The organism is Providencia sp. PROV040 (assembly GCF_032706145.1).
Taxonomy (GTDB): Bacteria; Pseudomonadota; Gammaproteobacteria; order Enterobacterales; family Enterobacteriaceae; genus Providencia; species Providencia hangzhouensis.
Genome location: NZ_CP120532.1, coordinates 96,538 through 118,116 on the forward strand (window position 1 = coordinate 96,538; position 21,579 = coordinate 118,116).

The 21,579-nt window shown below is 53.9% G+C and carries 26 protein-coding genes and 6 pseudogenes; 6 read left to right on the forward strand and 26 right to left on the reverse strand.

Annotated features, from left to right (window positions below; genetic code table 11):
* Positions 1-59: 59 nt before the first annotated feature.
* Positions 60-176, forward strand: a pseudogene (locus tag P3L40_RS24590) (DUF3363 domain-containing protein); the annotation flags it as partial.
* Here P3L40_RS24590 and tetR(G) read toward each other — a convergent pair.
* Positions 173-799 carry a tetracycline resistance transcriptional repressor TetR(G) gene (gene tetR(G), locus P3L40_RS24595; protein WP_000163574.1) on the reverse strand — a complete coding sequence of 209 codons (627 nt, stop codon included), beginning with the start codon at positions 797-799 and terminating at the stop codon, positions 173-175. The pseudogene P3L40_RS24590 and the gene tetR(G) sit on opposite strands and share 4 nt — an antisense overlap.
* A gap of 103 nt (positions 800-902) precedes the next feature.
* Between tetR(G) and tet(G) the strand changes: the two genes are divergently transcribed.
* Complete coding sequence (gene tet(G) / locus P3L40_RS24600) at positions 903-2,078, forward strand: tetracycline efflux MFS transporter Tet(G) (protein WP_001257840.1); 1,176 nt, start codon at positions 903-905, stop codon at positions 2,076-2,078.
* A 20-nt stretch (positions 2,079-2,098) separates the two neighbouring features.
* Entirely contained in the window at positions 2,099-2,890 is a 792-nt protein-coding gene (locus tag P3L40_RS24605; protein ID WP_001253717.1) for a LysR family transcriptional regulator, read from the forward strand.
* Positions 2,891-2,981: 91 nt separating this feature from the next.
* Here P3L40_RS24605 and P3L40_RS24610 read toward each other — a convergent pair whose 3' ends face one another.
* Both P3L40_RS24610 and P3L40_RS24615 read right to left on the reverse strand, forming a co-directional pair.
* Complete coding sequence (locus P3L40_RS24610) at positions 2,982-4,466, reverse strand: IS91 family transposase (RefSeq protein ID WP_015389030.1); 1,485 nt, start codon at positions 4,464-4,466, stop codon at positions 2,982-2,984.
* 274 nt (positions 4,467-4,740) lie between these two features.
* A pseudogene (locus P3L40_RS24615) lies at positions 4,741-5,094 on the reverse strand (TCP-1/cpn60 chaperonin family protein); the annotation flags it as partial.
* A gap of 59 nt (positions 5,095-5,153) precedes the next feature.
* On the opposite strand from P3L40_RS24615, the gene P3L40_RS24620 reads away from it, so the two are divergent.
* Positions 5,154-5,702: a cation:proton antiporter gene (locus P3L40_RS24620; protein WP_014342204.1), complete on the forward strand. Its 549-nt coding sequence runs from the start codon at positions 5,154-5,156 to the stop codon at positions 5,700-5,702.
* 80 nt (positions 5,703-5,782) lie between these two features.
* Here P3L40_RS24620 and P3L40_RS24625 read toward each other — a convergent pair whose 3' ends face one another.
* The 8 genes and pseudogenes from P3L40_RS24625 to P3L40_RS24660 all read right to left on the reverse strand — a co-directional run.
* A complete protein-coding gene (locus P3L40_RS24625; protein WP_012372818.1) occupies positions 5,783-6,538 on the reverse strand; it encodes a 16S rRNA (guanine(1405)-N(7))-methyltransferase RmtB1 in 756 nt (251 codons plus the stop codon).
* Between the two features lie 169 nt (positions 6,539-6,707).
* Positions 6,708-6,797, reverse strand: a pseudogene (locus P3L40_RS24630) (class A beta-lactamase); the annotation flags it as partial.
* 52 nt (positions 6,798-6,849) lie between these two features.
* Positions 6,850-7,554: an IS6-like element IS26 family transposase gene (locus tag P3L40_RS24635; protein WP_001067855.1), complete on the reverse strand. Its 705-nt coding sequence runs from the start codon at positions 7,552-7,554 to the stop codon at positions 6,850-6,852.
* A gap of 112 nt (positions 7,555-7,666) precedes the next feature.
* Positions 7,667-8,482, reverse strand: a complete 816-nt coding sequence (locus tag P3L40_RS24640; protein WP_000018326.1) for an aminoglycoside O-phosphotransferase APH(3')-Ia — start codon at positions 8,480-8,482, stop codon at positions 7,667-7,669.
* A 118-nt stretch (positions 8,483-8,600) separates the two neighbouring features.
* Entirely contained in the window at positions 8,601-9,305 is a 705-nt protein-coding gene (locus P3L40_RS24645; RefSeq protein WP_001067855.1) for an IS6-like element IS26 family transposase, read from the reverse strand.
* A 63-nt stretch (positions 9,306-9,368) separates the two neighbouring features.
* Positions 9,369-9,683 (reverse strand): annotated as a pseudogene (locus P3L40_RS24650) (IS6-like element IS26 family transposase); the annotation flags it as partial.
* 63 nt (positions 9,684-9,746) lie between these two features.
* Positions 9,747-10,061 (reverse strand): annotated as a pseudogene (locus P3L40_RS24655) (IS6-like element IS26 family transposase); the annotation flags it as partial.
* Positions 10,062-10,125: 64 nt separating this feature from the next.
* Positions 10,126-10,305: pseudogene (locus P3L40_RS24660) on the reverse strand (ArsR/SmtB family transcription factor); the annotation flags it as partial.
* Between the two features lie 248 nt (positions 10,306-10,553).
* Between P3L40_RS24660 and P3L40_RS24665 the strand changes: the two are divergent.
* Positions 10,554-10,859 carry a DUF6710 family protein gene (locus tag P3L40_RS24665; protein ID WP_011742557.1) on the forward strand — a complete coding sequence of 102 codons (306 nt, stop codon included), beginning with the start codon at positions 10,554-10,556 and terminating at the stop codon, positions 10,857-10,859.
* A 173-nt stretch (positions 10,860-11,032) separates the two neighbouring features.
* Here P3L40_RS24665 and P3L40_RS24670 read toward each other — a convergent pair whose 3' ends face one another.
* Genes P3L40_RS24670 through P3L40_RS24715 form a run of 10 tightly spaced genes read right to left on the reverse strand, consistent with a single transcriptional unit; the run spans position 11,033 to position 17,425 of the window.
* Positions 11,033-11,566 (reverse strand): phospholipase D family protein, encoded by a 534-nt coding sequence (locus P3L40_RS24670; protein WP_000792636.1) that lies wholly within the window; start codon positions 11,564-11,566, stop codon positions 11,033-11,035.
* Positions 11,566-12,561, reverse strand: coding sequence for an ATPase, T2SS/T4P/T4SS family (locus P3L40_RS24675; protein ID WP_000128596.1), 996 nt, complete (start codon positions 12,559-12,561; stop codon positions 11,566-11,568). The genes P3L40_RS24670 and P3L40_RS24675 overlap by 1 nt, the downstream gene beginning before the upstream one ends.
* 41 nt (positions 12,562-12,602) lie before the next feature.
* Positions 12,603-13,763 (reverse strand): type IV secretion system protein VirB10, encoded by a 1,161-nt coding sequence (gene virB10, locus P3L40_RS24680; protein WP_000101710.1) that lies wholly within the window; start codon positions 13,761-13,763, stop codon positions 12,603-12,605.
* Positions 13,763-14,647 (reverse strand): TrbG/VirB9 family P-type conjugative transfer protein, encoded by an 885-nt coding sequence (locus P3L40_RS24685; protein ID WP_000735066.1) that lies wholly within the window; start codon positions 14,645-14,647, stop codon positions 13,763-13,765. The genes virB10 and P3L40_RS24685 overlap by 1 nt, the downstream gene beginning before the upstream one ends.
* A 10-nt stretch (positions 14,648-14,657) precedes the next feature.
* Positions 14,658-14,975: a type IV secretion system protein gene (locus P3L40_RS24690; RefSeq protein WP_011742556.1), complete on the reverse strand. Its 318-nt coding sequence runs from the start codon at positions 14,973-14,975 to the stop codon at positions 14,658-14,660.
* Positions 14,914-15,402, reverse strand: a complete 489-nt coding sequence (locus P3L40_RS24695; RefSeq protein WP_001256127.1) for a hypothetical protein — start codon at positions 15,400-15,402, stop codon at positions 14,914-14,916. Before P3L40_RS24695 ends, P3L40_RS24690 begins: the two co-directional genes overlap by 62 nt.
* Positions 15,403-15,413: 11 nt before the next feature.
* The gene (locus P3L40_RS24700; protein WP_000004673.1) at positions 15,414-15,977 is read right to left on the reverse strand and encodes a hypothetical protein; all 564 of its coding nucleotides are present in this window, start codon (positions 15,975-15,977) and stop codon (positions 15,414-15,416) included.
* Positions 15,970-16,398 carry a hypothetical protein gene (locus P3L40_RS24705; protein WP_014342202.1) on the reverse strand — a complete coding sequence of 143 codons (429 nt, stop codon included), beginning with the start codon at positions 16,396-16,398 and terminating at the stop codon, positions 15,970-15,972. Before P3L40_RS24705 ends, P3L40_RS24700 begins: the two co-directional genes overlap by 8 nt.
* Positions 16,395-16,742: a hypothetical protein gene (locus P3L40_RS24710; protein WP_000039129.1), complete on the reverse strand. Its 348-nt coding sequence runs from the start codon at positions 16,740-16,742 to the stop codon at positions 16,395-16,397. Before P3L40_RS24710 ends, P3L40_RS24705 begins: the two co-directional genes overlap by 4 nt.
* Positions 16,743-16,753: 11 nt before the next feature.
* Positions 16,754-17,425, reverse strand: a complete 672-nt coding sequence (locus P3L40_RS24715) for a hypothetical protein (protein WP_014342201.1) — start codon at positions 17,423-17,425, stop codon at positions 16,754-16,756.
* Positions 17,426-17,497: 72 nt separating this feature from the next.
* On the opposite strand from P3L40_RS24715, the gene P3L40_RS24720 reads away from it, so the two are divergent.
* The gene (locus P3L40_RS24720; RefSeq protein WP_058182650.1) at positions 17,498-17,812 is read left to right on the forward strand and encodes a hypothetical protein; all 315 of its coding nucleotides are present in this window, start codon (positions 17,498-17,500) and stop codon (positions 17,810-17,812) included.
* 119 nt (positions 17,813-17,931) lie between these two features.
* On the opposite strand, the gene P3L40_RS24725 is transcribed toward P3L40_RS24720, so the two are convergent.
* The 5 genes from P3L40_RS24725 to P3L40_RS24745 form a co-directional block, all read right to left on the reverse strand.
* The gene (locus P3L40_RS24725; protein ID WP_000757530.1) at positions 17,932-18,126 is read right to left on the reverse strand and encodes a DUF2997 domain-containing protein; all 195 of its coding nucleotides are present in this window, start codon (positions 18,124-18,126) and stop codon (positions 17,932-17,934) included.
* Between the two features lie 48 nt (positions 18,127-18,174).
* A complete protein-coding gene (locus P3L40_RS24730) occupies positions 18,175-18,567 on the reverse strand; it encodes a hypothetical protein (protein WP_000018404.1) in 393 nt (130 codons plus the stop codon).
* 4 nt (positions 18,568-18,571) lie between these two features.
* Complete coding sequence (locus P3L40_RS24735; protein WP_000277953.1) at positions 18,572-18,901, reverse strand: hypothetical protein; 330 nt, start codon at positions 18,899-18,901, stop codon at positions 18,572-18,574.
* 155 nt (positions 18,902-19,056) lie between these two features.
* Complete coding sequence (locus tag P3L40_RS24740) at positions 19,057-20,520, reverse strand: AAA family ATPase (RefSeq protein ID WP_001280522.1); 1,464 nt, start codon at positions 20,518-20,520, stop codon at positions 19,057-19,059.
* 73 nt (positions 20,521-20,593) lie between these two features.
* Positions 20,594-21,526 carry a hypothetical protein gene (locus P3L40_RS24745; protein ID WP_000434071.1) on the reverse strand — a complete coding sequence of 311 codons (933 nt, stop codon included), beginning with the start codon at positions 21,524-21,526 and terminating at the stop codon, positions 20,594-20,596.
* Positions 21,527-21,579 lie beyond the last annotated feature (53 nt).

Genomic DNA, 21,579 nt, shown 5'->3' on the forward strand with positions numbered 1-21,579 from the left:
GCAATAATCTTCGAAACCTCGTGAATGGCGGTATCCTGTCTGGCAAGATACCGCTCATTTCCCTTGTCCCGTGGCGGCCGGTCATCGACCGCCAGCTCGGCCGTGAGGTCATGGGCATCGTGCAAAGCGGATCGGTGTCGTGGCAGTTGGGGCGGCAAAGGGGCATAAGCCTCTAATCTGTTGTAGATGAACGCAGCCGCTCGAAACCAGCGATGAGGCTGTCGAGTCCGAAGTTGAACGCAGCATCCATGCCGTCTGTTTCCAACTCGTGAAACAGATCGTGCAGGAAGGACGACGGTGCTTGCTCGGACACATCTGGCCTGTCCGGAACTCTCTCATCGGCATCAGATGCCTGCTGCTCGAGAACGGAACCGACCACATAGTGACTGACCGCCCGGAGCGCCCAAACGGCGCGCTTCGGACAAAAGCCCTCCGCGCAGAGAAAGCGTATTTGCGTCTCGGCGGTGCCAAAATTCGGTTCTGTCGGTCGAGTGCCGGCATGGATACGCGCGCCGTCCCGATAAGAGAGCAACGCCGTTCTGAAGCTCAGGGCATTCTCTTTCAGGAACACCCGCCAGTCCTCATTCTCTTCGGGTAGCGAGCGGGTATGGCGTTCCGCCAGCATCGCCTCGGCGAGCGCATCAAGCAGCGCTCGCTTGTTCTGGAAATGCCAGTAAAGCGCAGGCTGCTGAACCTTGAGGCGTTCAGCGAGCTTCCGCGTCGTCAGGCTGTCCATGCCAACCTCGTTCAACAGCTCTAGCGCCGCCGCGATCACGGTGCCCTTGTCCAGTTTGGTCATTCACGTTCCTTCGCCAGTGCTTGACAATTTATCACCGATAAGTTATATGTCCATCTCCTTATCGTTGATAAAGTCGCTCCATTGAGCGGCGCTGGAGTTTCAGGTGCGCAGCTCTGCCATCATTGCCCTGCTGATCGTGGGTCTTGACGCCATGGGTCTCGGCCTCATCATGCCCGTCCTTCCGACGCTTCTGCGTGAGCTTGTGCCAGCAGAGCAGGTCGCTGGACACTATGGTGCCTTGCTGTCGCTCTATGCATTGATGCAGGTCGTCTTCGCGCCCATGCTTGGACAGCTTTCGGATTCTTACGGTCGGCGTCCGGTACTTCTGGCTTCTCTTGCAGGAGCCGCAGTCGATTACACGATTATGGCATCAGCGCCGGTCTTATGGGTGCTCTATATCGGCCGACTCGTGTCCGGCGTCACGGGCGCAACCGGAGCTGTAGCAGCCTCAACCATTGCCGATTCGACGGGGGAAGGTTCTCGCGCACGCTGGTTCGGCTACATGGGGGCCTGTTATGGGGCGGGCATGATTGCCGGGCCAGCACTTGGTGGCATGCTCGGTGGTATCTCTGCTCATGCCCCGTTTATCGCCGCCGCCCTTCTCAACGGGTTCGCGTTCCTGCTTGCCTGCATTTTCCTCAAGGAGACTCATCACAGCCATGGCGGGACCGGAAAGCCGGTTCGCATCAAACCATTCGTTCTGTTACGGCTGGATGATGCATTGCGCGGGCTAGGTGCGCTTTTCGCAGTTTTCTTCATTATTCAACTGATCGGCCAAGTGCCTGCAGCCCTATGGGTCATATATGGCGAGGACCGTTTTCAGTGGAACACCGCGACCGTTGGTTTGTCGCTCGCGGCGTTTGGGGCAACACATGCGATCTTCCAAGCGTTTGTTACCGGCCCGCTTTCAAGCCGGCTTGGAGAGCGGCGCACGCTGCTGTTTGGCATGGCTGCGGATGCGACTGGCTTCGTTCTTCTGGCTTTTGCCACGCAGGGATGGATGGTGTTCCCGATTCTGTTGCTGCTTGCCGCCGGGGGTGTTGGCATGCCGGCCTTGCAGGCAATGCTCTCAAACAATGTCAGCAGTAACAAGCAAGGGGCTTTGCAAGGAACGCTAACGAGCCTCACCAATCTAAGCTCTATCGCAGGACCGCTTGGCTTCACAGCACTCTATTCTGCCACCGCCGGGGCATGGAACGGTTGGGTTTGGATTGTCGGCGCGATCCTCTATTTAATATGTCTGCCAATACTACGCAGACCATTCGCAACTTCATTGTGATTTAGTCATGGCGATTTGGCATGCGTAGACTTAGGAGAAATGACGGATTAAATCTGTTGAGCAATCATCTCCTTTCGGGGCGAGTGCCAATGATGACCTTAGTTCACACTCTCGCTGTCGCCGAATATCTCAACTTCCGTCACGCCGCCAACGCGCTCGGCGTTGCACAGTCCAGCGTCAGCGCCCGCGTGAAGGCACTGGAAGAAGACCTCGGCATCCTCTTGTTCGAGCGTCATGCGCGCGGCGTTCGGCTGACCGAGGCCGGACGCCATTTCGTCGAGCGGATAGCCGTAGGTATTGACCAACTCGACCATGCGGTGAAAACCGCCGGCATGGCGGCAGCCGGAGAAAGCGGCCGGCTTCGTATCGGTATCCATGCCCTGATTCCGCATAGCTTCCTCGCAAAGCTGATCGGCCAATACCGCAAGGATTACCCCGATGTTGAAGTCGAGATCGCCGAAGGCCCGGCCCGTGAAGCGGTGGTGCAGCTTCGCGCCGGCAGGTTGGACGTGGCGTTCGTCGCGGGCACGCCCCAACCACCCGACTGCCATTCCCGTCGCACATGGACCGAACCGCTCTTGGCGGTGCTACCGGAACGGCATCCGCTCGCCAAGCGGTCAGCCGTCACATGGCCCGATTTGGCAGGCGAGACGTTCCTTGCGTATAGGAAGTTCAAACGCCCTTTTCGGGCAGTCTGCTGGGTAGGCGGCGGTCGCGCAAGCCCCGTTTTGGGCACGGATCGGACGTCTGTGAGTGGGATTTCGGCATCGCGGGGCCACGCAGCGGCGTTGTCAGCAGCCATGCTTCGCTGATTCCCGACAGCGGGCCGAGCGCCGCCCTGCGGATCGTGGCCGCATCGGCTCGGATTCCGGTTTCGCCGTCGGCTGTGCAGCCGGCAGATCGTCACGCGGCTTGCACTGGCGGCGCGCGCGCTGCGGGCCTGTAGTGCGCTTCTTCCCGCGCGCCGTGCTTCTCGAAGTGGGCGAGGATGGCGCGGATGGCGGTGGGTTCCTCGATGCTGGCGACGATCCGCACGGTGCCACCGCAGTGGACGCAGGCGGTGACGTCGATGGAAAAGACCCGCTTGAGCCGTTGCGCCCAGCTCATCGCACGGCGCTTCTCCTCGGGGCTGCGCGGCGCGTCGTGGGCGCTGACGTCCACTGGCGCCGCATCGCCCGCAGGCCGCTTGCCGCGCCCCGAGGGCGTCAGCTGCGCACGCAGGTTTGCATTCGGGGCGAATACGCCGTGGAAGCGGGTGAGATGCGCGCGAGGTGGCGGGACCAGCGCCGCCAGCTTGGCGATGAAATCCACCGGATCCCATTCCACATGCGTGGTGCCATTGCGCCACGGGGTCTTGAGCTGGTAACGCACCCTGCCCTGGAGCGCTATCGACAGCCGCTTCTCGCTGATCGCCGGGCGCGTGATGTAGCGGCACAGCTTTTCCCGCTTGTGGCTTTCGTGTGCTTCGGCCGCCACGCCGGCATGCAGTGAGAAGCCGCCGACCTTGCCGGCTTCGCCCTCCAGCGAACCGGCGTCACCGGGCAGCGTTTGCAGCGTGACGACCTTGCAGCCAGCGTCGCGGCCGGTGGCGATGCGGTAGGTGATCGAACTCATCCGCAGCCCATCCATGCTGTCGTCGCCTGCAGCGCTGTCTGCCAGGAAGGCCGATTCGCCCTCCCCTTCGAGCCAGCCTTTGCGCGTCAGGTGCCGACACACCCGGTGCGCGATGGTAGCTGCCAGCTGGGTCAACTGCGCGGTGGTGGGCGCACGGGCGCGGTGCAGGCGCAGTTCGCGCCGCGGCAGCTCGGTGGCTTCCACGTACACGCCGTCGAGCCACAGCATGTGGAAGTGGATGTTCAGGTTCAGCGCGCTGCCGAAACGCTGGATCAGCGTCACCGCGCCGCACTGGGCGCTGGCGCGGTCGATGCCGGCTTGATCGGCCAACCAGCCGGCGATCACGCGCTGCACGATGCCCAGCACCGGGCCAATGGCTTCTGGCTTGCTGGCGAACAGGAAACGCAAGGGGTACGGAAAGCTCAGCACCCATTGCCGCACAGGCCGCGGGCCGAACACCTCCTCGACCAGGTGCCGCGCACTCTCGGCCATGCGTCGCGCGCCGCAACTCGGGCAGAACCCGCGCTTCTTGCAGGAGAAGGCCACCAGCCTCTCTGCACGGCAGTGCTCGCACACCACCCGCAGGAAGCCGTGCTCGAGTACGCCGCAACGCAGGTAGGCATCGAACGCCTCGCGGACATACCCGGGCAGCGAGCGGCCCTCCGCTTCGATCCGTGCAATGAAGTCCGGGTAGTGCGCCTCTACCAACGCGTACAGCAGCGTGCGCTCGGGCGCGTGGCGCGCGTACCGCGAACCGGTGTGGGCGGACGGCAGTGGCGCGCATCCCGCGGCTTGCCGCCGGGATGTGGCGAGGCGCGGCACGCAGCGCTCCGGTGCGGGGACGGCTGCTCAGTGTTGCGCCTGTGTTCGCACGTTCGTATCGGTGCGTTCTGATCTTCGCGTCAGACATTGCCGCGGCGCGGGCACAACAAAAAGCCCGGCATCGCTGCCGGGCTCCGGCCCCGTCCTTGGGGCCTTGATGTCGGGTCGTTGCCGGGATCGGACCGCGCTGGCGCGGTCCGGTTCCCTGACGACCGGGCCAACCGGATCAGAAATCCATGCCGCCCATGCCGCCCATACCGCCAGCACCCGGCATGGCCGGCTCTTCCTTCTTCGGCACTTCGGCCACGACCACTTCGGTCGTGATCGCAAGGCCGGCGACGGAAGCGGCGTGCTGCAGGGCCGAGCGGGTCACCTTGGTCGGGTCCAGGATGCCCATGGCGATCATGTCGCCGAACTCGCCGGTGGCGGCGTTGTAGCCGTAGCTGCCTTCGCCGGCCTTGACGTTGGCCACGATCACGCTCGGTTCTTCACCGGCGTTGGCCACGATGGCGCGCAGCGGGGCTTCCAGCGCACGGCGGGTGATGGCGATGCCCAGGTTCTGGTCTTCGTTGATGCCCTGCCAGGGCAGATCCGTGCACAGCACCTTGCCGGCCGGCAGCCCTTTTTAAGCGGGTACATATGCGTGATACGATCAAGGTGCTCCTGCTGCTGGGCGCATCCTTTGCGCTGGTTGCGTTGGAGAAAACCCTGGGCGAAAGGGCGCTATTTTCCGGATTGCTGGCGGTGATGGGGATGGGCGTCACCCTTTTAAAAACCAACGCCCCGGTTGCAAAGCGTATATCCGGCAAATTTTCAAAGCTTTGGGTGGCGGCAGAAATCTGGCTGTTTGTGCTGGTGGGTGCAACGGTCAACATCCGTTACCTTTTCTCCGCCGGGCTAAGCGGCATGCTGCTGATCACAGCTGCGCTGCTGTTTCGCATGCTGGGCGTGTGGATGAGTACGCTGGGTACAGACCTATCCCGGAAGGAGCGCCTGTTCTGCATGATTGCCTATCTGCCCAAGGCAACGGTGCAGGCTGCAATCGGCGCTATTCCGCTGGCGATGGGGCTTGGCAGTGGGGAAACCATACTTGCGGTGGCGGTTCTTGCCATTATACTTACAGCGCCGCTGGGGGCGTTGGGCATCGAGCTGAGCTATAAAAGGCTGCTTCAAAAACAGCAGTCGTAGTGTGCTTGTTCGATAGAACAAAAGAGGAACGAAAAATATTTTTCGTTCCTCTTTTTTAGATGATTTGCCTTCTGATTGGCTTATCCATTCTTTTTTATCAAGTATATAAGTTCTGTTCCGATGGTCTTTTTATCCTCAATCTCAAACTCGGCGGGCAAGCCGCCCTCGAACCATGCGGCGTAGTTCGCCTCCATGCCTTTTCCACGCCCGCCTAAACTACGCGTGGGAAAGCTGACAGCCATGCGCGGGGTATTGAGGGATTGTAAAAGTGCCATGGCAGAACCGGCCTGCTCCCGCTCCAGCAGGGGCAAAAGCTTAAAAATCAGCGCCAGGTCGCCGGCTTCGGCGGGCGGCGCACACAGCACATCCTGCAGGGCAAAGGTAAAATCCCAATCTTTTTCCCTAGCAAAGGGGGTGATGACATCCCCCAATCCCTGGTGGATATCACAGCCCCACACGGATGCAATGCCGCGCTCGTATAGCGCCAAGGGGTTAAGACCGCAGGCGATATCCAGCACGCGGCGGGGAGTTTCGGCTGAAAAGATAAAATCGTACAGGGTATCCAGCTCGGCCAGTCGCTCCTTGGTGGAGGCATGCAGCGACAATGCCTTTTTTACATCGCCCGCAGAAAGCGCGGCGGCAGCAGCCTTGAGCGATTCCGGGGTGACATATGCCCCGCAAATTCCATGCAGCCGGGTGCGTGCAGCCTCTACGGTCTGTTTGGGGGATTTATGCCGCCCCCATTCCTCAGTCAGGATGCGCCGCACGGTATCCGGGCAAAGGGCGCGGTATTTTTTTGAGGCCAGGATGGAGGTGAGGGCATCGTTGATGTTCATCGGTGTCTCCTAAATCGTTTTCGGGGTCTGACGCTCAGTGGAACGAAAACTCACGTTAAGGGATTTTGGTCATGAGATTATCAAAAAGGATCTTCACCTAGATCCTTTTAAATTAAAAATGAAGTTTTAAATCAATCTAAAGTATATATGAGTAAACTTGGTCTGACAGTTACCAATGCTTAATCAGTGAGGCACCTATCTCAGCGATCTGTCTATTTCGTTCATCCATAGTTGCCTGACTCCCCGTCGTGTAGATAACGGCACTGTTGCAAAGTTAGCGATGAGGCAGCCTTTTGTCTTATTCAAAGGCCTTACATTTCAAAAACTCTGCTTACCAGGCGCATTTCGCCCAGGGGATCACCATAATAAAATGCTGAGGCCTGGCCTTTGCGTAGTGCACGCATCACCTCAATACCTTTGATGGTGGCGTAAGCCGTCTTCATGGATTTAAATCCCAGCGTGGCGCCGATTATCCGTTTCAGTTTGCCATGATCGCATTCAATCACGTTGTTCCGGTACTTAATCTGTCGGTGTTCAACGTCAGACGGGCACCGGCCTTCGCGTTTGAGCAGAGCAAGCGCGCGACCATAGGCGGGCGCTTTATCCGTGTTGATGAATCGCGGGATCTGCCACTTCTTCACGTTGTTGAGGATTTTACCCAGAAACCGGTATGCAGCTTTGCTGTTACGACGGGAGGAGAGATAAAAATCGACAGTGCGGCCCCGGCTGTCGACGGCCCGGTACAGATACGCCCAGCGGCCATTGACCTTCACGTAGGTTTCATCCATGTGCCACGGGCAAAGATCGGAAGGGTTACGCCAGTACCAGCGCAGCCGTTTTTCCATTTCAGGCGCATAACGCTGAACCCAGCGGTAAATCGTGGAGTGATCGACATTCACTCCGCGTTCAGCCAGCATCTCCTGCAGCTCACGGTAACTGATGCCGTATTTGCAGTACCAGCGTACGGCCCACAGAATGATGTCACGCTGAAAATGCCGGCCTTTGAATGGGTTCATGTGCAGCTCCATCAGCAAAAGGGGATGATAAGTTTATCACCACCGACTATTTGCAACAGTGCCAAGCGCGGTGTCCGGAATTTCAGGTTTGTGTCTCTACAAAGACTAACTATCAGAAAAACTCATCGAGCATCAAATGAAACTGCAATTTATTCATATCAGGATTATCAATACCATATTTTTGAAAAAGCCGTTTCTGTAATGAAGGAGAAAACTCACCGAGGCAGTTCCATAGGATGGCAAGATCCTGGTATCGGTCTGCGATTCCGACTCGTCCAACATCAATACAACCTATTAATTTCCCCTCGTCAAAAATAAGGTTATCAAGTGAGAAATCACCATGAGTGACGACTGAATCCGGTGAGAATGGCAAAAGCTTATGCATTTCTTTCCAGACTTGTTCAACAGGCCAGCCATTACGCTCGTCATCAAAATCACTAGCATCAACCAAACCGTTATTCATTCGTGATTGCGCCTGAGCGAGACGAAATACGCGATCGCTGTTAAAAGGACAATTACAAACAGGAATCGAATGCAACCGGCGCAGGAACACTGCCAGCGCATCAACAATATTTTCACCTGAATCAGGATATTCTTCTAATACCTGGAATGCTGTTTTCCCGGGGATCGCAGTGGTGAGTAACCATGCATCATCAGGAGTACGGATAAAATGCTTGATGGTCGGAAGAGGCATAAATGCCGTCAGCCAGTTTAGTCTGACCATCTCATCTGTAACATCATTGGCAACGCTACCTTTGCCATGTTTCAGAAACAACTCTGGCGCATTGGGCTTCCCATACAATCGATAGATTGTCGCACCTGATTGCCCGACATTATCGCGAGCCCATCTATACCCATATAAATCAGCATCCAGGTTGGAATTTAATCGCGGCCTCGAGCAAGACGTTTCCCGTTGAATATGGCTCATAACACCCCTTGTATTACTGTTTATGTAAGCAGACAGTTTTATTGTTCATGATGATATATTTTTATCGGCACTGTTGCAAAGTTAGCGATGAGGCAGCCTTTTGTCTTATTCAAAGGCCTTACATTTCAAAAACTCTGCTTACCAGGCGCATTTCGCCCAGGGGATCACCATAATAAAATGCTGAGGCCTGGCCTTTGCGTAGTGCACGCATCACCTCAATACCTTTGATGGTGGCGTAAGCCGTCTTCATGGATTTAAATCCCAGCGTGGCGCCGATTATCCGTTTCAGTTTGCCATGATCGCATTCAATCACGTTGTTCCGGTACTTAATCTGTCGGTGTTCAACGTCAGACGGGCACCGGCCTTCGCGTTTGAGCAGAGCAAGCGCGCGACCATAGGCGGGCGCTTTATCCGTGTTGATGAATCGCGGGATCTGCCACTTCTTCACGTTGTTGAGGATTTTACCCAGAAACCGGTATGCAGCTTTGCTGTTACGACGGGAGGAGAGATAAAAATCGACAGTGCGGCCCCGGCTGTCGACGGCCCGGTACAGATACGCCCAGCGGCCATTGACCTTCACGTAGGTTTCATCCATGTGCCACGGGCAAAGATCGGAAGGGTTACGCCAGTACCAGCGCAGCCGTTTTTCCATTTCAGGCGCATAACGCTGAACCCAGCGGTAAATCGTGGAGTGATCGACATTCACTCCGCGTTCAGCCAGCATCTCCTGCAGCTCACGGTAACTGATGCCGTATTTGCAGTACCAGCGTACGGCCCACAGAATGATGTCACGCTGAAAATGCCGGCCTTTGAATGGGTTCATGTGCAGCTCCATCAGCAAAAGGGGATGATAAGTTTATCACCACCGACTATTTGCAACAGTGCCATAAAAATCGACAGTGCGGCCCCGGCTGTCGACGGCCCGGTACAGATACGCCCAGCGGCCATTGACCTTCACGTAGGTTTCATCCATGTGCCACGGGCAAAGATCGGAAGGGTTACGCCAGTACCAGCGCAGCCGTTTTTCCATTTCAGGCGCATAACGCTGAACCCAGCGGTAAATCGTGGAGTGATCGACATTCACTCCGCGTTCAGCCAGCATCTCCTGCAGCTCACGGTAACTGATGCCGTATTTGCAGTACCAGCGTACGGCCCACAGAATGATGTCACGCTGAAAATGCCGGCCTTTGAATGGGTTCATGTGCAGCTCCATCAGCAAAAGGGGATGATAAGTTTATCACCACCGACTATTTGCAACAGTGCCATAAAAATCGACAGTGCGGCCCCGGCTGTCGACGGCCCGGTACAGATACGCCCAGCGGCCATTGACCTTCACGTAGGTTTCATCCATGTGCCACGGGCAAAGATCGGAAGGGTTACGCCAGTACCAGCGCAGCCGTTTTTCCATTTCAGGCGCATAACGCTGAACCCAGCGGTAAATCGTGGAGTGATCGACATTCACTCCGCGTTCAGCCAGCATCTCCTGCAGCTCACGGTAACTGATGCCGTATTTGCAGTACCAGCGTACGGCCCACAGAATGATGTCACGCTGAAAATGCCGGCCTTTGAATGGGTTCATGTGCAGCTCCATCAGCAAAAGGGGATGATAAGTTTATCACCACCGACTATTTGCAACAGTGCCGTCCAGCGGATATCAGCGCTGAAAGATGATGGCTGAGCGTGGAGGCAGGAATCTCAAGGTGCTTCTGCAGTTCGCCAACCGGCAGGCCTTCATGACCCGCCCTGACCAGCTCCCGGTATATGCTGAGACGTGTCGGGTGGCCCAGTTCTCGAAGTGCGTTTGCAGCAGTGTTTAAATCCATAATACCTCCTTTATCTATATTTCCAGAATAATAGAAATATAGCCTGCGTCAATCGTTTCTGCCGTGAGGGTACCGCTTTCCCAATCATGCTCTGTCCGCCAGGTTATGGGGGGCAGAGCCAGAGCACTACCGAAATCCTTGCGAATACCCGTGCAGGGAATAATTTCCGCCCCCTTTATGGCCGGAAAAAAAACTGATAAACGTCGCCTTTTCAGAAGGTTGCTTTCTTAACGTGGTTTTTCGCATGGTTGGACCTCAGACCCCATATAGGCAGCGCTAAGGGCAATCCGTGGGTACAGGATATTAACCACCGCGTTACTTTGTGGTTGCCCTGGCGGATAGGCTTTGTACGAGGAGGGAACCATTCTATTGCCAGCGGCGTTCTGGCCGGTGAGGGTGAGGTAATACCCGATACGGTTTATGATATGCGGTATTTGCTCGATATTGTCAGCACTGACGGGTATTACTGGTACATGAGCGGGAAGATCTGCGAGAGAGTCAGTGACTACCGTACAGCCGCCTTTTTTGAAATAGGCCGCCTGCTTACACTGTGATTCCTTCAAAATATCTCAACGAAATTTCCCGACACCTGTTTAAGCTATCTTGCTGATATTTCTGTTTTTCGATTTTTGCCGGCGCGATGCCGGCGACGTTGGCCAGCTGCCCCGTGCGCGATACTGAGATCAGTTTCTTTGAACAAAAAAAACCGCCTTTCGGCGGTCAGTATTCAGTAGCTGGAACGGTAGTCTCTCCCCCGATTCCAGCGGTCTTGCCAGTGTTCGAGGAATGATTCAGCGAGCTTAGGCATGTTCCAGATCACCACCGCATTCTCCGAGTTTTTCGTTTCGGCCGCTTTGGTGAAATTAAAGCTGCCAGTTTCAACGGTCACATTATCCACGATGATCACCTTGTCATGCTGGATAGGGAAATCACTGTCAGTACGCAAAGGGATGCCGCTGTTCGCTATGTAGTTCATGGCCGCAATGCTGGCGCGCCCCGTATTGCCCCTTTCATCAATTACGATTTTCACATCAACTCCCCGTTTTTTGGCTGCTACCAGTGCCTTCATAATATCCGGGGCGGTAAAAGAATAAGCCATCATCCGTATCGAGGTTTTTGCGGAGTCAATGGCGCTCAGGACGAGAACGCGGGCGCTTCCTTCAGGCGAGTAGCCAACCTGAACGGATGGTTCCACCGCAAAGGCGGGCAGGGCGGCTGTCGTAAATGCTGCGGCCAGAAGCCAGGTTGCTAAGTTTTTCATTACAGGCTCCCGTTCACACACTGCATTTTATATTCAGGGTCAAAATAAATTTCTTTGATTTTCCGCTTTTCCATATGCACCACAACGTCAATGGTGGAGTAGAGCATTCGCATAATATCGCTCATATCGAGCATACGGCCGATAGGGGTCGCTTTGATAAGCAGCCCAATACGGTTAAAGGCATCGCGCGCAGAGTTAGCGTGCGTTGACATAACACCGCCTGGATGGCCGGTATTAAGTGCTTTAAGATAATCCCACGCAGCATCATCCCTAAGCTCAGTCATGATGATACGGCCCGGTGTCAGACGCATACAGGCTCGCAGGGCATCAGTGGCGCTGACGCGGCCGATCTTTCCTGCATCGCCGTACATCATATAAACGGCTTCTACAACGTGATCGACCGTGACTTCGTGAACGTCCTCTAAAATAATTACACGCTCGTCTTTATGTAGCGATTTTAACAGCGCGCGCGTGAGTACCGTTTTCCCCGACCCGGTTTCACCGCAGATCACGATAGTGCGTTTCTTCTCAACGGCGGTTTGCAGGAATGCGGGCCATTTTTCGCTGCTGTGCAGCTCTTTAAGGAAAAAATCATCATCCGTTAGGCTTTGCTTGCTGCCGGTAATCTTCCGGCAGTCACTGAAAATCCCCTCGCTGGTCAGCTGCTCCAGATTTTTATCGGCCGCCAAATCCTTACGAAACGCTACGGCCGTTGTACCGTCAATCACCGCAGGGGGCAGACAGATAACGCCCCTGATCCCGCCAGGCAGGATCACGTCATTAATGGCCTGCATGGTCAGCTTGTTGCTGCTCACCAACGATTTAGCAAGGTTCCTAATAAAATCTGCCGTAATTGCCGCGTTCTGCACAACCCTGCGGCCGCTGAACGTATCACAGATAACTTCCTGAAAGCAGTTAATGCGAATTTCAAAAACAGTAGGATCTTCTAAATACTCGCGCAGTGGGCCAAGTTGATAGAAAGCTGCATCAGTCATGATTACTCCTGAAGAAAAGCGGGCGCTAAGCGCCCACTTTTTTAGTTGTCTGCGAGCGTATAAACGCCGCTGAAATCGAGGTCGCGGGCAACAAAAATGCTCACCGCATCACCCTGCTGATCGTAGAGGGTAGGGGGGATAGACATGTAAGAGCGAAGTGCTTCAGACGCCAGCTGCTCACCGCTGTTTTCTGTGCTGTTGTACTGAATGTTATTACTCTGCGTCTGGTTAACCAGCGCCGTTAAGGTGTCAGAGAACAACGAAATCATGATCGCACCACGCAGACGCTCCCACATATGGGTATCCACCTGGCCCGGAATCCCCGCGCTGCCGAGTGAGTTCGTTCCGGCACTGTCAATATTAACGATTGTCCCGTCCTGGTCATTGCGGATACGCTCCCAGAGAACAAACACGCGCGCCTGGCCGTCTTTGATACCACCGGTAATCTGCCCGTCAACCCATGAGCCTTTATCAATCAGCCTAACGAGTCCATCAGCTGAGTAAACGTCCTGTGAAACCCGGCAGGAAACCTGACCCGGAACAGTGGTATCCAGCTCGGTGCCGGTACCACAGGGGATCATTTTGCCTTTCGGAACAGTCAGGCTGGGATTAGCCATGACTCCAGCGCGGCTAGCCTTCAGCCTTGCAGGAGTCAGGTTTTTAGCGAGTGCTGAACTACCTTCGCTTGTTTCGTTGTCCTGGGGCTGCACTCCGGGACTATTGCTTGTAGCCGCCTGATTAGTCTGGGCCAGCTCGCCGCCCAGACGACGCTGCATAGCCAGTTCTTCAGGCGAAGGTTCTTTACGCTTATTAGAGGTACGCGCGGCGGTATTGCTGCTGCCCGCATCTGCATCTGCCTGTGCGGCAGCCTGCACAGCACGGGCATCAGTGGCGCTATTCTGCGCAGTTGCAGGTTTATTAACATCAGGATCGCTGTTAAAGCTGTAGTTTGGCAGTGTATTGGCCTGTTGCGCTTTACCACCGTCTTTATCAGCTTCAGCTTTAGCCGGGGTGCGAATTTTACCCATGACCGTAATCCCGATGAATACCAAAGCAAGCAGCGCCATCAGTATGACAAAGGCTTTCATACCAGGAGCCGAACGGCGGTTACTGCCTTTAAATCCGCCACGCTCGCTTTCGAATTCACCGTCTCCGGTGTTTTCATCGAGTTCCTGATCTACATCGACACTTTTACGGGCCATCAGTTATCCTCCCCAATTTGAACCCTGCGCACATCCGGGGAAGCCGTGCCGGTTGCTACCGCACCGGCGCCCGGCGCGAAATTATTATTACGAACGCCAACGACTTTATCGCCCAGACGAATACGCCACTCTTTAGCGACGGTTTCCACCTCGATGATGTTGCGGTTCTCACCCACAACATGAGAGTTAGGCAGCGTTTCTTTGCCACTGGCCGAAATCATGTAGACCTGCGGTAACTCCGCATTGGCCGGAAACTCAAACCGGGTAAAGCGGTAGTTATCCCAGACGTGAACCGGCTGGATGCTGCGCATTTCAGGCTGTTCGCTCATTACGTACTGATAGTTCTTCGCCCCCGCAAAAGCCGTCTGCTTCAGCTTCTGCGTAATGCGTTTTTTATCAGCCGCGCTTTTGGCTTTTTCCTGCTGCTCAAACGGATATTCATAGGTCAGCTGAAGAACGGCCTGGCGCACAGCCCACGGCGTTTCAATAAAGGATTTTGATACCGTACCGTCTGCATTTTTCTTCGTTTCTTCACCGATGAAATGGAGGACGATGTTATAGGTGCGCTTATCGGTGACGATCACCAGGTTGGTATCACTCATGGCCTGTTTCGGCTTCACAAAAAAATGGTTCATTTTGTGCGCAAACGTCCAGCTTTCAGAATCGCCAAAAGCATGAGTGATATAGGTTTCGTCAGGCGCGACAACAATGTGGGTAGCCACACCGGCGATAGCGTCAATTTTGACCACATTAACAGGGTTATAAACAACGCTTTTAATGCGATAGTCATAAGGAGAATTGCGGCCAACCTCAAGCGCCATAACGTTAGTGGCCGCGCCTCCCAGGACTGACAAAACGACTGCTGAAAGAAGTAGTTTTTTCATGGGGCAGCCCTCAGTTAACTTCAGGGTTGACGCGATAACTCGTCACGCGGAAACCCAGCGGGTTGACATAACGCTGCTCAGCATTCATCGCCAGCGATTTATATTCATACCCCATAATGGCAATCCAGCGCTGCGGCTGATCATCAACGGGATTGCTGCGCACGCGGCGAACCGTAGTAAAGCGTATCGTTGCTACGCCGTGCGGTTTATCGAGGATCACAGAGTTAATCTTCACGCGGGTCGTTTCACTGTCGCCCAGAACCTTATCAAGACCGTTGCGGCCCTTGAACTTGCTCTGGTAAGACTCTGCCACGTTCGGCGTGGACATTAAGCCAACGGCCGTTATGCTCTCTAGTTGAACGACGGATCTCTTCCGAAACTCCACGCAAAAAACCAATTACATTGGCCCGGAATGTACGTCTCTTCTCCTCTATCTCAAGCAAGTAACTCAAGTAGAAGTAAAACGGTATCGAGACGAACAATGACAAAGGGAACCAGCCTTTTTCGCTGGCAGAAACAAAGAGTCTCGGCTCAAACATTTTCATGGCGAGGGTCGCCATTAGCACAGAGACAACTACTGGAGTCACCGCCATCAAAAATCGGGAATGAAGGTACGCCATCCAGACCCCAGCGACTAAAGCTGTTAGCGAGAGGAACATAGCAACAACCAACGGGCTCGCATCAATGGCGATTAGCCCTATCTGGACGATAATGACGAAGCAAAGAAGCAATATTCTGTATAAAAATGACCGCATTCCAACCCACCTCAATCCAAGATAATCTTGCGCTTATCTTTCTGAATTTCGATAGGCTGCTCCGGTTCACTCAGAACACCCTCTGACGCTTTCAGATCTTGAATACTTGGAAAGCCCTTCCCTGCTCCTGCTTTTCTTGGTCTCTGCTCTGTTACCTCAATCGCTATTTCATCCCCCTCCCGGAACTGCGGGTAACAACCAGCGCGGTTGGCATAGCGATTCAACGACATTTTGAGCAGCCGGTATTTCTTTGGGCAGGTTATTTGTACTGACGCATCAGAGCTGCAAGCTGCGTCAAGCCGCCGGAAAAATTCCTCCGGTATCCCCTTTACAAGGAGATCGCTCAACTCATCCATAGGCCTTGAGCCGGTTGGCATCGGATATGGCAACCTCCGGTATTCTCTGTAGATGTACCGCTTGATGACGATATGAAAGACGAATGCGGCAAAGCCCCACAAAGGGCCATTAAGGAGCCCCGCAACGATAAGTAGCACCGACGGGAAGGGAACCCCTACGAAACTCGGCAGGACTTTAATCTTTACCATCGGCGTTGACCGACGCACACTCTCACTCATTTGCTGACCCTTTACGTGCAACCTTGTACTGCACTTTCAGATCGTAACCATACACTTCCTGATGAAGGACTTTCACGGGGACACCTTCAACGGTCCCCAGGTACACGCTCAGCTCAACTTCCGGAACATCGTCCCTGAGACCCAGTACATTGCGCCACCCAGTCGATGTCTTCTGGCAGTGAGCGCCCACCCTGTCATGCCGGTAGTAAATGTCTTTGTTATCTCCTTGGCAGATGAAGAATCCACTAACCTGCCCCGTCCTTAACACCCACTTGCGGTTGTGGAAGGTAGCTTCTTTCTCCACCTCAGTGGACTTGTCTATAGCCACCGGGCTTACCACCAGCTCTTGTGCGGCCAAATCAGACACAAGGCCTATTACCAACGCGGATAACAGAGCGGCCATAGCCGCCCGTGTCATCATACTGCCGCCTCGTGAGTGGCATCGGCAAAGAATTTGCCTTGTTTGTAGATCTCGTCCTTCTCGAACGAGATAGCATCCGCACGACTGCTGAATGGGCCATAGCTTTTACCGTCGATCAGCACCTTCCACTGGCAACGCCAAACACGAGTCCATGCCGCAATCTTTGACTCGTCTGAACAAAGTCCGCGAATAACATAGAACGCAATCATTAGAATGCCGCTCGTCGGCACGATGCGCGAAACCCTTGTTTTACTGTATTCCTGCACTTCAAGGCCTTTGAAGGAAACCTCATCGGCAAACCCGCAGACCTCACCATTTTTGATTACGATGCGCTTTTTGCTCATAACCGACCCCACTAATCCAAAATAATTTTGCGCTTGCCTGGCTGTACTTCGATTGGCTCTTCCTTTTGCACCTTTGGTGCCGGAGCTGATGAGCTGACAACCACCGGTTCTCTTTCTGTGTTTTGTTGCTGGCGCTCACGGAGTTCATCCACTGAGGGAGGCTCATTGCTTGGTCGTTCAGCCCTTTCTGCACGTCGGGCTTCTCTTAACAACTCATCAATTTCGGAGTCGCTCCGGTTATTCATAAAAGCTCTATAGGCAAAGAAAATCAGCACCGGTACTATTGCCACCAAGAAGAAAGGAAATGAGCTTCCGCTATCTTCCACTGGCTTGGTACTGGCCGCGCCTGTATCGAATACGGTACGAATAACCGTTGGCGCGGTCATGATCATAATTGCAGGCATTATCCCCATCACAATTCCTGATGGGCTCTGCCTCATAATTCCACTAGCAACCCCAAACACCAGCATCAATCCCGCTATGACTTTGACGAAAGAGCTATCCATTAGACCGATCATGGAGTCACTTACCTCCTCGAACGGACTTTGAAACGCACTGGTATTGCGGTCAGTGTCTTGTGCAGCATTAATCTGCTTGGGAGGTTCACTCTTTGGTGCAGTCACTATGGATGACGCTGATTGTTGGCTGGCAGCCTTCTGCGTTTCACCATCCTGCTTGACCACCCCCAGATCCTGAGTTTTGACGTGCGTTTGTGCTGGTGGTGCTAACTGGTATTTGACTGCCAGGTTGTTGCCGTGGACTTCAATGGTTTGCAGGGAGATGGGTTTACCTTCCAACTTGGTCAGAGCTTCTTGGAGCGGCAGCTCCTGAGCATCAGTCATACCGCCCATAAAGCCATTAAACCCGTCATCATGAATACGGCATCGCAGCCTTCCCGAATAGCTACGGTATTCACCTGGGCAAACAAAATAGCCGCCCTGAGGGCCATCCAGTTTGCGCCATTTATTGCTTTTGAAGGCCTCCACTTTGGTCACAACTGGCTGACCGTCATGGTAATCAATGACCGTTTTGCTCTCCGGGCCAGTGTCCTCTATCTTCTTGCTGCCTGAGTCATCTGAGAGCATTTGCCCCACCATAACGCCAGTCACAAAGTCACTGGCAAAGGCCGCAGGAGCTGCGACCATGAGACCAACCAGCAAAAGAAGGGGGACGCGCCCTGTCCTTCTCATCACCATTCGTTCTGTTCCGTTTCGTGCTGGGTTTGACCAGCATTGAAGTGGTACTCGGGTTTCAGCTCTTTTTCTTCGACTTCGAGCTCTTCCGGGCGAATACGCTGTTCCAGCGCTTCACAGGTCTTACCCTGAAACCCCGTGAAATCGGCAGCAATCTTGCCGCCCTTGATCTTGATGTTTACCTTTTTCACTTTGTCACCTCGTCGTTAAGTTCAACTAATCTGATTGCCTTGGCGCTATTACCAAACAGCTTCCTCAGCTTCCAGTTCCAAAGTGCCATCGTGATGCTGCTTCACCGTCACGCTGAAACCTTCCTCTTTCAACTGCTGCTCGTAGTGGAAGGCAATGTAGCGATCCTGCACCTTGCTGCTTGCCTGCTGCGTCCAGCGGCCATAAGAGCCGTAGTTTTCCTGGTACTGCTCCCAAACACCGTTTTTTTCCTTGTAGCCAATCCGGTGCTCCTTGTTGTTCTGGTCGATCAGAACAATCGGGTATTTCTCGAAGGTGTAGCCAGCGCCCACGCGGTACAGCTTTTCGTTTTCAACAACAACGCCAACTCCCTCCAGAGCCTTCAACAGCAGCTCTTTGTCTTTGTAGGCGACCTGCACCTTGCCTTTTACGATATGGCTCATCTCATCACTCCTGAGTTGTTTCGGGTGTCATGCCGTGTTCCGACATAACAAAGTTAAGCGCGGCAATGGAATAGTCTTGCCCGAGAGAAACTTCGATCTTTCCTTCTTTCTCCAGCTTTCGGCCAAGCTCGGTAAGGTTTTCCATCATGGGGATGAGCTTGAACAACGAACTCATGTAGGTGATCGATGTGGAAACGTCTCGGGCGAACTGGTCCAGCACCTTACTCTTGTCGATAACCAGAGGCTCTGGTCTATCCACTCCATCTTTTTCTGACTGGAGTTTGCTGCACAGCTTGAGCAGCTCAATCCCCTTCTCAATGTCTTGTTTGTACATAACGGTCAATTCTCCTCTCTGCCGTTTTGATGCTCTCTCCTGGCCGCACCAGCTCGCTCCCTAGCCCACTCAGCTAGAGCATTGATTAAGTCGCTGACTTCTGAGTGGAATATCAATGACACAGCAAGAGCAGTCCAAAAAATCCACTCCATCGCTTAGTCCTCGATGGCAAGTTTGCGTCCAGAGCCATTCTGCTCTTGAACATCGAAGTTATTGGCCGGATAGAAGCCTTGATCCCGCAAACTGCGAATCTGGTTGATGTCTTCCCGGCGAGTTTCACTGGTCGGGGTAATGCGAGTGACCGCATCCACCAGCGCTTCATTGTTGAGCTCTTTGTCCTGAGCGTTCGCCAGATACATCGCGTCAATGACGGCCTGTTCAATCTCTGCCCCGGTGTATCCCTCGGTGGTACGAAGTAGCGTAGGCATATCGAACGCGGCGATGTTGGCCTTCTGCTTGGCGAGGTGGATCTCAAAAATCTTCTGGCGCTCAGCCACACTTGGCAGATCAATGAAGAATGCTCGGTCCCAGCGGCCAGCTCGCATCAATTCAGGAGGCAGCGACTGAACCCGGTTGGCCGTCGCCACAATGAAGATCTTCTTCTTGCGCTCTTGAAGCCAGTAGAGGAAAGAGCCCAGCAGGCGCTTGGATACTTCGTGTTCGCCATCGGCATTACCAAAAAACTTCTCCATCTCGTCAATCAACACAACAACGGGTGCGATCTGCTCAATGGTCTGCAATGCACGATTGAACTGGCGCTCGGTTTCACCGAGATACTTGCTATAGAAACGGCCCATATCCAGGCGAACCAAGGTAGTGCCAAGTACACCGGCAGCGGCTTTTGCCGTCAGCGATTTACCACCACCAGGTACACCGGCCAGAAGGACACCTTTTACCGGAAGGTCTTTGTCCCAACCGGCTTTACGTATCTGGAGGAACTCCTTGAGGTTTTCGAGACCACCGACATTCCCAATATCAATGGCCTCAAGCACATCGAGGCCGACATCACGCAAGATGTGAGCTTTTTCTTTTCGGATCTCGCCCAGGTATTCTTCACCCTTGAATTTCAAGTAAGCGGAGTAGGTGAAGACGTTCTTCATCTGGGTGTGTGACAAGCCCAAGGCGTGGTTTGCGATGACAGCACGTTCGTTGCTCTCGAAGACTCCACCATCTTTCACGTTATCTTCACAGGTCTGGAGCAGTTTCAGGATTTCCTGATTGCTCATAGCCGGGAGATCGATGTGATAAACGAACTCTTCATTGAAGACGTCTTTGCCAGCGATGATGTAGTTGATCCCCTCATTCTCCAGATAGGTCAGTGATGACTTGAGGGCTGGGAGTGTTTCCGGGTTTGCACGTTGGCGGTCGAAAAAGAAAGTGTCGAACACGACAACTCCGTTTTTGGAGGACTTCTTGGACTCGTCCACCATTGCCTTCATCGTGCCTGGATCAGGCAGCTTCTTGAATGGCATTACAATAAAGTGCTTGCCGACTTTCTTTGCAATGTCAGAGAAAACGCTCTCTGCGCGGCCCAGCTCAAAAGTGCTAACGTTGATGACTGGAAAGGACAACTTGATTGGAATCTCAAGTTTGTCCATTTGCTGTGTAATATCGCTCATCGCTTATCCTTTAAATAAATTTCGACTTGTTGATCACCTCACATCATAAGTTCATTTTATGATGCTGTAAATATCACCTTCCAACTCTGTAGCTGTTCACGGCGGACTCAACGCGCTTGACTGACACGTCTATACCATTTGTCACCAGCAACTCATGCACTTGGCAACAGGCCTGTTGTTTCAGGCCAAAGAACTCTTCGTTAACACGGGCATACTCTGCTGCCGAATTGGAGGCGGCTCGTCTTAGATCTGGCATCAGAGATTCAACGCGAGACTCTACTTTGTCCAGAGAGGAACTGGCAGACGACAAGCTGAACAGCGAGAAGACGCTCCCAAAGTCGAAACCATCATTCAAACCGGCAAAGTCCATACCCAGATCGATAAACTCAGTTGCCATTGAGTGGTGCAGTGAGCCCACAATGTCACGATGATCCCCCAGCGCATTTGCGAAGGCTTTCACAGCTCTCTTCGCATCGTCTATTTCACTGCTGGCCGAGGAGTTTGACATCGACGACATGACGGAAATGCCCTTGTTGTCAGTCACAAGGTCGAGAACCTCCATTGTTTGTGCTGATGAAACACTGGAAGAGGCCTCACTGATTTCACGTAAGGCTTTTTGCCCCATGTCCACCAGTCGCTTGTTGCTCTCGTGGAGTCGAGATGCGGCGTCAAGCCTATCTTGAGCTTGGGTGATTCGTTCCAGAATCTGGCTACCGTCAATCGCTTGCTTCACGGCCCGAGAAACCAATCCCTCTTTGAGCTGGTCTCTCCCACGGCGCAAATACCGCAAATCGCTGTTATGGCCTTTTAGTGCTGAACGTATAACGGCGATGTCTCGACGAAACTGCCAGAACGTTATAATTTTTTGCCAGATCCCCAACTGAGCACGCTGTTGGCAAAGAGCTTCGTACTCTGCACCTTTCTCTTCAACCTGGCTGAGAGCTGCGGTAATCCTGTCTTGATATTGCCGGTCGTCAGCCAAGTAACTTTGAATTGCTTGTTCCATCCCGTACCCCAAAAACTTTCACATGTGAAAGTTCATTCTTTCTTTGTTCTGCC

What these genes read in the sequence shown, in the direction of transcription:
- P3L40_RS24745 (WP_000434071.1), bottom strand. Translation starts at nt 21,526, where the DNA reads ATGGAACAAGCAATTCAAAGTTACTTGGCTGACGACCGGCAATATCAA.
- P3L40_RS24645 (WP_001067855.1), bottom strand. Translation starts at nt 9,305, where the DNA reads ATGAACCCATTCAAAGGCCGGCATTTTCAGCGTGACATCATTCTGTGG.
- P3L40_RS24735 (WP_000277953.1), bottom strand. Translation starts at nt 18,901, where the DNA reads ATGTACAAACAAGACATTGAGAAGGGGATTGAGCTGCTCAAGCTGTGC.
- P3L40_RS24740 (WP_001280522.1), bottom strand. Translation starts at nt 20,520, where the DNA reads ATGAGCGATATTACACAGCAAATGGACAAACTTGAGATTCCAATCAAG.
- P3L40_RS24730 (WP_000018404.1), bottom strand. Translation starts at nt 18,567, where the DNA reads ATGAGCCATATCGTAAAAGGCAAGGTGCAGGTCGCCTACAAAGACAAA.
- P3L40_RS24710 (WP_000039129.1), bottom strand. Translation starts at nt 16,742, where the DNA reads ATGAGCAAAAAGCGCATCGTAATCAAAAATGGTGAGGTCTGCGGGTTT.
- P3L40_RS24695 (WP_001256127.1), bottom strand. Translation starts at nt 15,402, where the DNA reads ATGCGGTCATTTTTATACAGAATATTGCTTCTTTGCTTCGTCATTATC.
- P3L40_RS24670 (WP_000792636.1), bottom strand. Translation starts at nt 11,566, where the DNA reads ATGAAAAACTTAGCAACCTGGCTTCTGGCCGCAGCATTTACGACAGCC.
- P3L40_RS24705 (WP_014342202.1), bottom strand. Translation starts at nt 16,398, where the DNA reads ATGATGACACGGGCGGCTATGGCCGCTCTGTTATCCGCGTTGGTAATA.
- virB10 (WP_000101710.1), bottom strand. Translation starts at nt 13,763, where the DNA reads ATGGCCCGTAAAAGTGTCGATGTAGATCAGGAACTCGATGAAAACACC.
- P3L40_RS24685 (WP_000735066.1), bottom strand. Translation starts at nt 14,647, where the DNA reads ATGAAAAAACTACTTCTTTCAGCAGTCGTTTTGTCAGTCCTGGGAGGC.
- P3L40_RS24675 (WP_000128596.1), bottom strand. Translation starts at nt 12,561, where the DNA reads ATGACTGATGCAGCTTTCTATCAACTTGGCCCACTGCGCGAGTATTTA.
- P3L40_RS24620 (WP_014342204.1), top strand. Translation starts at nt 5,154, where the DNA reads ATGCGTGATACGATCAAGGTGCTCCTGCTGCTGGGCGCATCCTTTGCG.
- P3L40_RS24640 (WP_000018326.1), bottom strand. Translation starts at nt 8,482, where the DNA reads ATGAGCCATATTCAACGGGAAACGTCTTGCTCGAGGCCGCGATTAAAT.
- P3L40_RS24635 (WP_001067855.1), bottom strand. Translation starts at nt 7,554, where the DNA reads ATGAACCCATTCAAAGGCCGGCATTTTCAGCGTGACATCATTCTGTGG.
- P3L40_RS24700 (WP_000004673.1), bottom strand. Translation starts at nt 15,977, where the DNA reads ATGAGTGAGAGTGTGCGTCGGTCAACGCCGATGGTAAAGATTAAAGTC.
- P3L40_RS24605 (WP_001253717.1), top strand. Translation starts at nt 2,099, where the DNA reads ATGCGTAGACTTAGGAGAAATGACGGATTAAATCTGTTGAGCAATCAT.
- P3L40_RS24690 (WP_011742556.1), bottom strand. Translation starts at nt 14,975, where the DNA reads ATGTCCACGCCGAACGTGGCAGAGTCTTACCAGAGCAAGTTCAAGGGC.
- P3L40_RS24625 (WP_012372818.1), bottom strand. Translation starts at nt 6,538, where the DNA reads ATGAACATCAACGATGCCCTCACCTCCATCCTGGCCTCAAAAAAATAC.